Origin of the sequence: Neisseria arctica (assembly GCF_022870905.1) — a bacterium.
In the GTDB taxonomy this organism is placed as follows: Bacteria; Pseudomonadota; Gammaproteobacteria; order Burkholderiales; family Neisseriaceae; genus Neisseria; species Neisseria arctica.
Window position 1 is genome coordinate 328,165 of sequence record NZ_CP091510.1, and the last position, 13,662, is coordinate 341,826.

Annotated in this window: 9 protein-coding genes; 2 read left to right on the forward strand and 7 right to left on the reverse strand. The window is 48.8% G+C overall.

Annotated features, from left to right (window positions below):
* Positions 1-164 precede the first annotated feature (164 nt).
* Positions 165-1,496: a ferredoxin reductase family protein gene (locus LVJ86_RS01435; protein WP_047759957.1), complete on the forward strand. Its 1,332-nt coding sequence runs from the start codon at positions 165-167 to the stop codon at positions 1,494-1,496.
* A 131-nt stretch (positions 1,497-1,627) separates the two neighbouring features.
* On the opposite strand, the gene acnD is transcribed toward LVJ86_RS01435, so the two are convergent.
* The 4 genes from acnD to LVJ86_RS01455 form a co-directional block, all read right to left on the reverse strand.
* Positions 1,628-4,231 (reverse strand): Fe/S-dependent 2-methylisocitrate dehydratase AcnD, encoded by a 2,604-nt coding sequence (acnD, locus tag LVJ86_RS01440; protein WP_047759956.1) that lies wholly within the window; start codon positions 4,229-4,231, stop codon positions 1,628-1,630.
* 756 nt (positions 4,232-4,987) lie between these two features.
* Positions 4,988-6,145 carry a bifunctional 2-methylcitrate synthase/citrate synthase gene (gene prpC, locus LVJ86_RS01445; RefSeq protein WP_047759955.1) on the reverse strand — a complete coding sequence of 386 codons (1,158 nt, stop codon included), beginning with the start codon at positions 6,143-6,145 and terminating at the stop codon, positions 4,988-4,990.
* Between the two features lie 137 nt (positions 6,146-6,282).
* Positions 6,283-7,164: a methylisocitrate lyase gene (gene prpB, locus LVJ86_RS01450; RefSeq protein WP_047759954.1), complete on the reverse strand. Its 882-nt coding sequence runs from the start codon at positions 7,162-7,164 to the stop codon at positions 6,283-6,285.
* Positions 7,165-7,552: 388 nt separating this feature from the next.
* Positions 7,553-8,569, reverse strand: coding sequence for a quinone-dependent dihydroorotate dehydrogenase (locus LVJ86_RS01455; RefSeq protein WP_047759953.1), 1,017 nt, complete (start codon positions 8,567-8,569; stop codon positions 7,553-7,555).
* A gap of 163 nt (positions 8,570-8,732) precedes the next feature.
* On the opposite strand from LVJ86_RS01455, the gene glpQ reads away from it, so the two are divergent.
* Positions 8,733-9,779, forward strand: coding sequence for a glycerophosphodiester phosphodiesterase (glpQ, locus tag LVJ86_RS01460; protein WP_047759952.1), 1,047 nt, complete (start codon positions 8,733-8,735; stop codon positions 9,777-9,779).
* Positions 9,780-9,849: 70 nt separating this feature from the next.
* Here glpQ and LVJ86_RS01465 read toward each other — a convergent pair whose 3' ends face one another.
* The 3 genes from LVJ86_RS01465 to LVJ86_RS01475 are packed head-to-tail and all read right to left on the reverse strand — an operon-like array spanning position 9,850 to position 13,642.
* A complete protein-coding gene (locus tag LVJ86_RS01465; protein WP_047759951.1) occupies positions 9,850-12,000 on the reverse strand; it encodes a polysaccharide biosynthesis tyrosine autokinase in 2,151 nt (716 codons plus the stop codon).
* A gap of 42 nt (positions 12,001-12,042) precedes the next feature.
* Positions 12,043-12,492 (reverse strand): low molecular weight protein-tyrosine-phosphatase, encoded by a 450-nt coding sequence (locus tag LVJ86_RS01470; protein ID WP_047759950.1) that lies wholly within the window; start codon positions 12,490-12,492, stop codon positions 12,043-12,045.
* A gap of 13 nt (positions 12,493-12,505) precedes the next feature.
* Complete coding sequence (locus LVJ86_RS01475; RefSeq protein WP_082131221.1) at positions 12,506-13,642, reverse strand: polysaccharide export protein; 1,137 nt, start codon at positions 13,640-13,642, stop codon at positions 12,506-12,508.
* Between the last annotated feature and the right edge of the window lie 20 nt (positions 13,643-13,662).

The following is a 13,662-nucleotide window of genomic DNA, read 5'->3' on the forward strand; positions in this document are numbered from 1 at the left end:
ATAACGCCTATCAGGCGGATTTTTCCGGCTCTTAATTATGAGTATTTATATACCCTGCGGAAAAATACGGTTGGAACCGGATTATTTTGTCGGCTATTGAGGTATCGATTACTCTTGCTTAAGCCGGGTTTCGATTGGATTCGGTTGCATGATGGAGATAATAAATGCGTTCTGTGAAGTTTAATTTAGTAATTTTTTACGGTATTTTGACAGCCTTATGGCTATTGACCGGAGACTTGTTTTCGGTAAAACCTGAATTTAGGGCTTGGCGTGAGCTGTTGATGCAGCTTACCGGGATATGGGCGATGGGTGCTATGGCAGGATGTATGTATTTGGCAGTCCGCCCTGTCTGGCCGGAGAAGTATTTCAATGGTTTGGATAAGATGTACCGTTTTCATAAATGGTTGGGTATTACTGCATTAGTCGGCAGTGTGCTGCATTGGATGGTGAAGGAAAGTCCGGGTTGGTTGGTGGGTTTGGGGTTGTTGCAGATGGGGCCGCGTCCCCGGCGCCCCGAAGGAGTGGAAAACCAGATTCTCACCTTGAAAGATTGGCTGGGTTCGCAACGGCATTTGGCTGAAACAGTGGGAGAGTGGGCTTTTTATGCTGCAGTAGTTTTATTGGTGGTGGCTTTAATCAAGAGGATTCCTTACCGTTGGTTTGTCAAATTTCATCAATTGTTGGCGGTTTTGTTTTTGGGATTGGCTTTCCATTTTTTGGTTTTGTTTAAATATGAGAATTGGTCGAAACCGATCGGTTGGCTGATGATTTGCGTAGTAGCCGCAGGGGTGGCGGGTGCCTTATGGGTATTACTCGGGAAAACGGGAAAATCGCGTCAGTATCGTGGTGAAATTGTTTCTATGGATTATGATGCTTCCTGCCAAACTCATACTGTAGGTATTGAGCTGAGGCAGGCTTGGCCCGGACATGAGGCGGGACAGTTTGTATTTGTCAAGGCCAGTGATAAAGAGCCGCCGCATCCTTTTACCTTAAGCAGTGCATGGCGTGACGACAACCGTTTGCAGGTGATGGTGAAAGCTTTAGGCGATTATACCAATCATATAGGCAGGAACTGGCAGCGCGGTACAGCTATGCGTATAGAAGGACCTTACGGCAAATTTGATTTTCAAGACGGTAAGCGACAGCTGTGGGTCAGTGCCGGTATCGGCAGAACACCGTTTTTGGCCCGTTTGGAGCAGATTGAGCCGTACGGGCAAGATGTGGTTTGGTATCACTGTGTTTCGGACAGCAGCGAGCAGTATATCGGCGAAATGGTCAAGGCTGCCGAAATAAAAGGTATTCGTTTGCAGATTGTCGACAGCAAATTAAGAGGCCGATTAAATGGTGAAATATTGCGCGCAGAGGTGGCTGATTGGCGGCAGCGAAGTGTGTGGTTTTGCGGCCCTACGGAATTTGGCAAAACATTGTTTGCTGATTTGCGCCGAAATGGTTTGGAAAAGGGTGATTTTCACCAAGAATTGTTTGAAATGCGTTAACTGCTGCTGTTTCGGGAGCAATAGCGTGTAATGGAGGAGGCCGTCTGAAATTTTTTCAGACGGCCTCTAATGTTGCATGAATCCAAATGGCAATATCTGGGGTATTTTTTGCCATTTACCGTACTGATTAATTATGTGTTGGTAGCCAGAAAGTCCTGTGCAAAACGTTGTAATACGCCGCCGGCTTCGTAAATCGATACCTCTTCGGCAGTATCCAACCGGCTGGTTACGGGTACTTCAAGCGTTTCTCCGTTTTGGCGGTGGACAACCAAAGTCAGCTCGCCACGAGGGGTGCGTTCACCGATAACATCGTAGGTTTCAGTGCCGTCCAGCTCCAGTGTATGGCGGTTGGTGCCTGCTTTGAACTGTAACGGCAGTACGCCCATGCCGATCAGGTTGGTACGGTGGATACGCTCGAAACCTTCGGCCACGATTGCTTCTACACCTGCCAAGCGAACGCCTTTGGCCGCCCAGTCGCGGCTGGAACCTTGGCCGTAATCTGCGCCGGCGATGATAATCAGCGGCTGTTTGCGGTTCATATAGGTTTCGATGGCTTCCCACATCCGCATCACTTCGCCTTCCGGTTCTACGCGGGCGAGCGAGCCTTGCCGTACCGTGCCGTCTGCATTTTTCACCATTTCGTTAAACAGCTTTGGATTGGCAAAAGTTGCGCGCTGGGCGGTGAGGTGGTCGCCGCGGTGGGTGGCGTAGCTGTTGAAATCCTCTTCGGGCAAGCCCATTTTCGCCAGATATTCGCCTGCGGCACTGTCGGGCAGGATGGCATTGGATGGGGAGAGGTGGTCGGTGGTGATGTTGTCGGGCAGAATCGCCAGCGGGCGCATGCCTTTGAGGGTACGTTCACCTGCTAATGCACCCTCCCAATACGGCGGGCGGCGGATATAGGTTGACATCGGGCGCCAGTCGTACAGCGGGCTGGCGGCTTTTTCGGCGGTTCCGGTATCGAACATAGGAATATAAATATCGCGGAACTGCTGCGGTTTGACATATTCGGCCACGATAGCATCGATTTCTTCATCAGAGGGCCAAATATCTTTCAGGCGGATTTCGCGCCCGTTTACCGTACCCAATACATCGTTTTCGATATCGAAACGGATGCTGCCCGCAATCGCATAGGCCACTACCAAAGGCGGTGAGGCGAGGAAGGCTTGTTTGGCGTAGGGGTGGATGCGGCCGTCGAAGTTGCGGTTGCCTGATAAAACGGCGGTGGCATACAAGTCACGGTCGATAATTTCTTGCTGGATTTCCGGATCGAGCGCGCCGGACATACCGTTGCAGGTGGTACAGGCGAAAGCGACGATGCCGAAGCCGAGTTTTTCCAATTCGGGTAGAAGGCCGGCTTCTTTCAGGTAAATTTCCGCCACTTTAGAACCTGGAGCGAATGAAGATTTGACCCACGGTTTGCGGGTTAAGCCCAATTCATTGGCTTTTTTGGCCAACAGCGCGGCGGCCACGACGTTACGCGGATTGCTGGTATTGGTACAAGAGGTAATGGCGGCGATGATGACTGCGCCGTCTGGCATGCTGCCATCTGCCGGTTGCTCATAAGGTGCGGCAATGCCTTTGGCTGCCAAATCGGCGGTAGCGACACGGGCATGCGGATTGGATGGGCCGGCCATATTGCGGGTAACGGCAGATAAATCAAATTTCAATACGCGCGGATAAACGGCGGTTTTTAAAGCATCTGCCCATAAGCCGGTGGTTTTGGCATAGGTTTCCACCAGTTTGACTTGGCTTTCTTCGCGGCCTGTGAGTTTCAGATAATCCAGTGTTTGTTGGTCGATGGCGAACATACCGGCGGTGGCGCCATATTCGGGTGTCATGTTGGCGATAGTGGCGCGGTCACCAATTGATAAGCTGGCTGCTCCCTCGCCGAAAAATTCGACAAACGCGCCTACAACGCGTTCTTTGCGCAGAAATTCGGTCAGTGCCAATACGATATCGGTGGCGGTGATGCCGGGCTGGCGGCGGCCTGTGAGTTCGACGCCGACGATATCGGGTAGGCGCATCATTGAGGCGCGTCCGAGCATGACGGTTTCTGCTTCCAAACCGCCCACGCCTACGGAAATCACCCCCAAAGCATCTACATGCGGGGTATGGCTGTCGGTGCCGACACAGGTATCGGGAAAGGCAATGCCGTTTTTCACTTGAACCACGGGCGACATTTTTTCCAAGTTGATTTGATGCATGATACCGTTGCCTGCGGGAATCACGTCTACATTTTCAAAAGCGGTTTTTGTCCAGTTGATGAAGTGGAAACGGTCTTCGTTGCGCCTCTCTTCAATGGAACGGTTTTTGGAGAATGCTTCGGGATCGTCTCCGCCGCATTCTACGGCCAGCGAATGGTCGACAATCAGTTGAGTTTGCACTACGGGATTAACTTTTGCAGGGTCGCCGCCTTTTTCGGCAATCGCATCACGCAAGCCCGCCAAATCCACCAAAGCCGTTTGCCCTAAGATATCGTGGCACACCACGCGCGCGGGGAACCACGGAAAGTCGATTTCCTGTTTGCGGTCGAGCAGTTGCAGCAGCCATGAATCCAACGTTTCTTGATCAACGTTTTCCGCACGGTTGACTAAGTTTTCAGCCAAAATGCGGCTGGTGTAAGGCAGGGTATCGTATGCGCCCGGGCGGATTGCTTCGCAGGCTGCGCGGGCGTCGTAATATTGCAAATCAGTGCCGGGCAGAGGTTTCAGATAGCGGGTATTGGTTGTCATAGCGGTTCCTTTGCAGTTGTTTTTATCATTTGTTTTCAGACGGCCTCAATTGTTTTAGCCGTCTGAAAAATTTTGTTTATTAAAAATAGGGATGACTTTTTGTTTACAAATACAATTTATTATTTGTTATGTTCATCCGTTTCGGCTGTTATACGGCATGCTTGTAAAAGGCAGTTGATGCCGATAAATCAATAATCTACCGGGAGCAGTAATATGCTTTTTCTCGCTTCAGAGCCGGTTCGGATGGTTTGGCAAACGTTGCTGTCTGCGTACAGCCGTTATGACGGCTATGCGATAAGAATCGTATGGCCATTATCGTCAGCTGGACTCCTTTGGGAATTGAGGCTCCGGCGCGGACGGTGTTGGAGAAAAAATATGCCGGTAAAAAATAATGGTTTTAGGATTGGTAACGGTAATTTCAAAGCAGAGGTGTTTTAGTGGGATCGGGGAATCGCGGATTAAAGTGCCAAAAACGCGGTGGGTCTCACCAGTAGATGCAAACAGGGATAAGTTAGGGTGAAATGCCCCGAGGGTTCCGCAATATCAAAAATACCGTTGCTAATCGTAAAACCTTTATTTCTTAAAATTTTGTATCGTCTTTTGTATTACTAGCTGCAGCGGGATTAAGAAGAGCCGCATGAACAGGCCGGATACGAAAAGGGTTTAAGGAATGTTAAATAGTTTTCCATTTAAATCATTATTTTATTGGAGCTGTTCAGACGGCCTTTTGTGTTGCGAAAGGCCGTCTGAAACTGCTTAGCGTTTGTCTAAGGGAACAAACTTCAAATCATCCGGGCCGGTATAGTTGGCACTTGGGCGGATGATTTTGCCGTCTTCGCGCTGCTCGATAATGTGGGCACTCCAGCCTGTGGTACGCGAAATAACAAACAGCGGGGTAAACATGGCGGTAGGTACGCCCATTTTTTGGTATGAAACGGCACTGAACCAATCGAGGTTGGGGAACATTTTTTTCTCGTTCCACATCAGGGTTTCCAAACGCTCGGCCACATCAAACAGCAACATGTCGCCGCTTTCTTTGCTCAAATCGCGCGCTACTTCTTTAATAACGACGTTGCGCGGATCAGAGATGGTGTAAACGGGATGACCGAATCCGATCACGATTTCTTTGCGGCCGATGCGCTCGCGGATATCCGCTTCGGCTTCGTCGGCACTGCGGTAACGTTTTTGGATGTCGTAGGCAACCTCGTTGGCTCCGCCGTGTTTCGGGCCTTTCAAGGCGCCGATCGCACCTGAAATGGCAGAGTACATATCGGAACCTGTACCCGCAATCACGCGTGAGGTGAAGGTAGAGGCGTTAAACTCGTGTTCCGCATAGAGAATCAGCGAAATATGCATGGCTTTCACATGTTCTTTGCTTGGGCGTTTGCCGTGCAAGAGGTGTAGGAAGTGGCCGCCGATGCTGTCTTCTTTACTGTCGAGGCTGATAACTTTGCCGTTATGCGCGTATTGATACCAATACAGCAGCATGCTGCCTAATGAGGCGATGAGTTTGTCGGCAATGTCTTTCGCTTCGCTGGCTGGGTGACCTTCGCGTTCGGGCGTAGTACAGCCTAAAGCGGATACGCCGGTGCGCATCACGTCCATCGGGTGGGCATTGGCCGGAATGTTTTCCAAAACGCTCAATACATTGCTGGGCAGGTTGCGCAGCGATTGGAGTTTTTTCTTGTAGGCGGCCAGCTCGTGTTTGTTAGGCAGATGGCCGTGAATCAGCAGGTGGGCGACTTCTTCGAATTCGCAATGCTTGGCCAAATCAAGAATGTCGTAGCCGCGGTAGCTCAAATCGTTACCTGTACGGCCTACGGTACACAAAGCAGTGTTACCGGCGGCAACGCCTGACAGGGCGACCGATTTTTTCGGCTTCGGGGTTACGGGGGTTTCGGTAGTGGTAGTCATACGGTTCTCCTTTGCAGACTTTTTATAATTGATATCTCAGACGGCCTTATGGCTCTTGAACGGCTGTTATAAAGGCCGTCTGAAAGGGGTTACCCGCCCGTGCGGCAAGAGAAGCCGCCACACGGAAAGGGTGTGGATCAGGCGTTTTCGCTGAATAGTTTGTCCAGCTTTTGCTCGTAATCGTGATAGCCGAGAAAATCGTACAGCTCCATACGGGTTTGCATGGTGTCGACAACGTTTTGCTGGTGTCCGTCTCGGCGGATAGCCTGATAAACGTCGAGTGCGGCTTTACTGGCGGCACGGAAGGCCGAAAGGGGATAGAGCACCAGCGATACGCCGTTTTCACCTAATTCTTGCTGGCTGTACAGCGGTGTGGCACCGAATTCGGTAATGTTGGCCAATACCGGTACTTGAACGGCATCGGCAAATTGGCGGTACATACCCAGCTCGGTCATCGCTTCGGGGAAAATCATATCAGCGCCGGCTTCTACACATGCTTGGGCGCGTTCGATTGCGGATTGCAAGCCTTCGACTGCCAGTGCATCGGTACGCGCCATAATGACAAAGTTGCTGTCGGTGCGGGCATCAACGGCGGCTTTGATACGGTCAACCATTTCAGATTGGGAAACAATGGCCTTGTTGGGACGGTGGCCGCAGCGTTTTTGTGCTACTTGGTCTTCGATGTGTACGGCTGCAACGCCGGCTTTTTCGAAAGCCTTGATTGTACGGGCGATATTGAATGCGCCGCCCCAACCTGTGTCAATGTCGACCAGAAGCGGCGTATCGACATTATCGGTAATACGGCGGGCATCGGTTAGTACATCTTCCATGCTGGTGATCCCCAAATCGGGAATACCGCATGAGCAAGCCGCTACGCCGCCTCCGGAAAGATACAGGGCTTTGAAGCCGCTTTGGGTGGCAAGGCGTGCGAAATAGGCGTTGATGCAGCCGACAACGGCTAAGGGATGTTCTTCTTGGACGGCTTGGCGGAAACGCGCACCGGCAGATAGGGTAGTCATTTTGGGTTCTCCTAGAGTGTTTTTCTTATTGGGTTGAATTTAGTTTTTTTTGAAAAAAGTGTAAAACTTTAAATTTTGATGGCAGCCATTAGTAAAAATGATGAATCGGCGGCAAAGCATGATGGAATAAGGATGTTAGATTTTTTTATTTTGATTTTGGATGAAAGGTAAAGATAATATATGTTTGATTTGAATGATTTTGAAGAAAGTAAGTTGTTATAAAAGGCATTTTATTTTATTTTTATGTAAATAATGCCGTCTGAAACTTTCGGACGGCATTGGTCGGTATGGCTTATCTGGCGAGTAGCTGATAGCAAGATTAATTAAAAAAAGCATACTGCCAGGGGGGAGTATGCTTTTGGGATGTATCCGATCGGGTTGGTGGATTTTATGGTTGTCCGGTGCAAAATTTCAAACATTCCCGTACTAATGCAGGGCCTCTGTAGATTAAGCCGCTGTAAATTTGTACGGCAGAAGCACCGAGGTTCAATTTTTCACGGGCGTCATGCCCGCTCATGATGCCTCCCACACCGATAACCGGCGTACGGCAGCCCAATTCGGATACCAAGTCTTTTAAAACTTTATTGCTGGCACGGTATACGGGAGAGCCGCTTAAGCCACCTTGTTCATTTGCAAGCGGATGGTTGCCTAAAGATGATTTATCAATAGTGGTATTGGTTGCAATCACACCGTCTATCTCGGTTTGTCGGATAACGTGGGCGATATCGGTAATTTGGGCTTCTTCCAAATCTGGAGCGATCTTAACGGCTAGGGGAACATACCGGCCATGTGCTGCAGATAAATGAGCCTGTTTGTCTTTAAGGGCGGTTAGAAGCGCGCTGAGTTCGTCACCACCTTGTAGGGCACGAAGGTTTTTGGTGTTTGGGGAAGAAATATTAACGGTGATATAGCTGGCATGGGCATAGGCTTTTTCTAAGCAGATCAGGTAGTCTTGCGCAGCCTGCTCAATCGGCGTGGTGGCATTTTTACCGATATTAATGCCCAAAATACCGTTGTAACGGCTGGTTTCGATATTTTTGATCATGATATCGATGCCGTAATTATTAAATCCCATACGGTTGATGATGCCGCCGTGTTCGGGAACGCGGAACAGGCGGGGCTTGGGGTTGCCTTCTTGCGGGCGCGGCGTAACAGTGCCGACTTCGATAAAACCGAAGCCTAGGGCGGCCAGTGCATCAATATATTCGCCGTTTTTATCCAATCCTGCAGCCAATCCGACCGGGTTGGGCAAATCCAAGCCCATTAGGCGGGTAGGATTGGTGTGGCATAAACCTGCATCCGGCATCAGCCACGGATGGGCATGCTTAATTAATTCAAGTGTAAAGTGATGGGCTTTTTCGGCGTCTAAACGAAAGAGTAGCGGGCGGATAATGGATGAATACATGATGATAGGCCGTCTGAAAACAATGGGTGTTACCGATTTTACCTGAAGAGAGGGAGATAAGGGGAATAAAAGGCAGGTATATGCTGTTATCTTTTTGTCATCATGCTGCTATACAATCGCTTTGTTCACCGTATGGTATTTATTCAGGAAAGGATGCATCGGTATGAAAAAATGGATGTTGGCGGTATGTTTCGCCGCTTTTGGCGTACAAGCTATAGCGGCAGAGAAATTAATTATCGCCCATCGCGGCGCAAGCGGATATTTGCCGGAGCATACGCTGGAGAGTAAAGCGTTGGCATTCGGACAAAAGGCGGATTATCTCGAACAAGATTTGGTGATGACCAAAGACAACCATTTGGTTGTGATTCATGACCATTTTTTAGACGGGCTGACCGATGTGGCCGAAAAGTTTCCCGGGCGGGCTCGTGCCGACGGTAAGTTTTATGTGCCGGATTTTACTTTGGCCGAAATACGCAGTTTGCGGATGACGGAAAATTTTAAAACGGAAAACGGCAAACAGATTGCTGTTTATCCTAAACGGTTTCCTTTGTGGCAGGGTAATTTCAGAATCCACACTTTCGAAGAAGAATTGCAGTTTATACGCGGTTTGGAAAAGGCCAGTGGTAAAAAAATCGGCATCTATCCTGAAATCAAGGCACCGTGGCTGCATCATCAGGAGGGTAAGGATATCGCCCGTGCGACTTTGGAATTATTGAAGAAATACGGTTATACCGGAAAGAATGATCCGGTTTACCTACAAACTTTTGATTTTAATGAACTCAAACGCATTAAAACCGATTTGATGCCGAAAATGGGTATGGATATCAAGTTGGTTCAATTGGTTGCTTATACCGATTGGAACGAAACACAGGAGCGTAAAGGTAGCAGTTGGGTAAATTACAGCTATGATTGGATGTTCCGTCCGGGAGCAATGAAGGAGATTGCCCGTTATGCCGATGGTGTAGGACCGGCTTGGTATATGCTTTTAGACGGTAAAAAATCGGTTAAAGGGAAAGTAGTGGCAACTCCGATGGTAGACGATATCAAATCCAACGGTTTGGAGCTTCATCCTTATACCGTTCGCCAAGAAACATTGCCGGAATATGTGGGTGATATTGATGAGATGTATGCGGTTTTATTTGATAAGGCTAAAGCCGATGGTATTTTTACCGATTTTCCGGATACGTTGGCAAATTATTTAAAACGTTAAAATATTGTTTATTTCAAAATAATAAGGCCGTCTGAAAATAATTTTCAGACGGCCTTTGGCTGTATATCAATTATTTTTTCGCATATTTGGCGTAAGCATAATAGCTGTGACCGTTTTGCGCGCTACGGGATAGTCCATTGAAAATCACGCCTTTTACGGAAATGCTGTTTTGGGCAAAGCGTTGCATACTGATTTCCAATTCTCGCGGCGTAGTGCGGTTATGATGGGCAACCAGCATGGTATTGCCGGCAAATTGCCCGATAACGGCAGCATCGGTTACGGCCAAAATCGGCGGTGTATCCACGATTACATAGTCATAGCGTTGTTTGGCCCATTCTAGAACGGCATACAGGCGGTTGCTCATCAAAAGTTCGGACGGATGATCCGGCAGTTTGCCGTGGCTGATAACATCTAGGTTGTCGATTTTAGTGGTTTGCGCGGCCTGCATCGGATTGGTGTCGCCGGCTAATACTTCTGCTAAACCGATTTCTTCGTTTAGACCGAATATACGGTGCAGATAGCCTTTGCGCATATCGGCGTCAATTAGTAGTGTTTTTTTGCCGGATTGCGCCATAACGGTTGCCAAGTTAGCAGAGATGAAGGATTTTCCGACCTCGGGGGTAGCACCGGAGATCATCAATACTTTGTTTTTGGTATTCATCATGGCAAAGTGAATACCGGTACGCAAAGAACGGATGGCTTCTACGGCAATATCTGAGGAATCTTCTGCTGCCAAGAGGAATGAAGAAGGTGTTTTTTTACGGCTCAGACGCTTGCTTTGCGCATCACGTTTTTTCTGGGTTTCAGATAGTGGAATGACAGCGGCCACTTCCAAACCGAGCATCTCGATTTCTTCAGGAGAGGTAACGGTACGGCGGAAGCTGGATCTTAATAAAAACCAAGCCGAAGCGGCTAAACCGGCGGTGAGGGCGCTCATTAAGATAATCATGCCTTTGCGCGGCTTAATGGGTTGTTCGGCAGTAACGGCTTGGTCAACTACACGGACATTACCTTGGGCACTGGCGCGCAGGATGTTCAGCTCTTGTTGTTTGTTCAAAAGCTGCATATAGGTGGCTTGGTTTGTATCAACATCACGCGTTAACCGGATGACTTCTTGTTGGGTATTGGGCAAGACCGCAATTTGGCGGTTGATTTTGTTTTTGGCCTGCTCTAATACCGAAAGTTTGTCGAGTACGGACTTCAGAGCAGGGTGCTCTTTGGTATAGAGCTCTGCCAGACCGGCCTCTTCGGTTTTTAATGTGGTGATTTGTGCCTCGATACTGGCCAAGCTTTCTAATGCGCTTTTGGCTTCGATCGGGATATCTAAAGAGCCGCTTTTCATGCGGTATTCGTTCAGGCGGTTTTCAGCGTCTTGCAGGGCTTCGCGCAAACGAGGCAGCTCTTCACTGATGAAAGCCAAGCCGTTGGCTGCTACTTGCACATCACGGTCTTTATTTTGGCTCACATAGTTGTTAATAATGCTGTTTAGAATATTTTCGATTTGTTTGGGGTCGCTGCCGACATAGCCTAGGTTCAGAATAGGGCTGGTTTTGCCTTTACTGATGACCGAGAAGTTTTGATTTATTTGGTTGATGGTATTGAGGCGTGAAAACTTGGTCAGGGTAAATTGCTGGCCGGCATTAGCCAAAATCTGGTTAATTTGCAACACCAAGCGGTTGTCGACTTTTAAAGGTTGGCCTACGCGGCCCTCGGATACCGAACCATCGGGAAGTTTGATACTGTAATGTTGGTTATCGGCAGCCGTAAGGATGATAGGCTTGTTGTGCCATTCTTCGGATACGGTGAAGGCTTGTATTTTTAATTCAGGATCGGTATCGCTGCTGAGATTGTGTGCCAACTGCCCGAATACAGGGAAGTATTTGGGAGTAACACTTTGATCCAGTTGTAAATCTTCAACGGTTTTGCCGATAACCAGGCGCGATTGGATAAGCTCGATTTCGGCTTCGGAAGGAGAGGGTTCGCTACTAAATAAGCTGTTAATTTCATTCAAAATTTGGTTTTGCTTAGTTTGCAGCTCAAGCATGGCGTCCGCACGGTAGACGGGTGATGCGGAAAAACTATAGAGACCTCCGGCCAGTGCACCTAATAATATTGCCAAGCCGATGGCTTTTTTGTGTTCCAACAGGTGATGCAGCTGTTTGCTTACATCAATTTCATTGTCTTTTTCTGAGGGTGGATAGTTTGAATAGGGTTGGTTCATAATGAGCCTTTAAATAGGATTTATATGTCGTTGGGGCATCACTTACCGAGTGCCTGAATCCGCCTTGAGTTTTTGTGCCCAGCTGGTTGCCGCCTCTTCGATATGCTGATAAACCGATTCAAACATTTCGTCACTTTGGCGAAACGGATCGGGAATACTTTTGCGCGGCAGCCATTGCGCAAACAGCATGGTTTTGCTGCGGGCGGATGGCAGAATATCTGTAACGGCCTCGATATGCGCCGGTTCCATTACCAGTATCAGATCGGCTTTTTCACACAGTGCGGCGGTTAGTTGCTGTGCCGCATGGCCGGCAACGATTACACCGCGTTTTAATGCCGTTTTAATCGCTTGAAAGTCTGCATCTGCACCGACAACCGCACGGATACCTGCAGATTCGATGTGGTGGGTAGGCAGCATTTTTTGTAATACGCGCTCGGCAGTGGGAGAGCGGCATATGTTACCTACGCAAACGATCAAGATATTTTGATACATAAAAGGCCGGCCTTTACTTAAATGTACTGTCCAAATTGTAGAGGTTGGAAACCGAATTGGTCAGCAAAGACATTACGCGGTTCCAGCGGGACAACGGTGCGGCGGTTACGAATACTACGTCATTGGCGCGCAATTTAAATTCGTTGCCTAAGGCATAAGCCGTGGCGTCTTTCAGATTCAACTGATAGATATGGATTGGTTTTTCAACATCATGCGGTGCATTACGCACAACGAAAACACCGGTTGCGTCTGCCAACGCCTGATTCATACCCTTGGCTTCTCCTAAAGCTTGAGTAAGCGATAGGCCGTGACTACCGATCGGTAACGAGGTTTGTTGGTTAACCTCACCCATTACGTATACTTTGCTGTTTTCGGTAGTGGGAACATAAACGATATCACCGTGTTTGAGCAGTTGGTTTTGTGAGAGGTCGCCGTATTGTAGGATTTCCTGAAGCGAAATAGTCCGATCCACACCGTTATGGGTGAGTTTCACGTTTTGTGTATCGGCATTGGCTGCCAAACCTCCGGCCTGGTCAATCGCATCGAGCAGGGTAACCGGAATATTGGTAATCGGAAGCTGGCCGGGTTGTCCGACAGCTCCCGCTATCGATATACGCTGTGAGCGGAATTCGGTAACGTTTACCGAAACCTGCGGGGTTTTGATGTAGCGTTTCAGACGGCCTTCCAGCATATTTTGGATCTCGGGCAGGGTTTTTCCCTGTACATACAATTTCCCTGCCAGAGGGTAAGAAAGATGGCCCGTTTCATCTACCCATGCGCCGCTGCTGACCTGTTTGCTTTGCGGATTCATGCTGCTTGGAACGGGAGAGTTCAAATCGGGGTGATGCCATACCATGATATTCAGTACGTCACCCGGGCCGACACGGTAGCGGTAAGCGGATTTCTGCTGGTTTAATGCTTGATTATGCTGCGCAGTGCGCGGAGGCTGCCGCATACTCTGAATCAGATTAAGGGTAATCGGATAAACGTTTACACGGCTATCAAGCGTATCTTCGCCTCTTGTATCGTTTTCGTTATATACCCAAGTTTTGTTTTTGGTGGGCAGGCTTGAGCCGGGTATCACTGTGCAGCCGCCGGTTGTCAGTGCCAGCAGCGAAAAACCGATAATGGTCAGTCGTTTGAGTTTCACAATAATCCTTTTTATTTAAA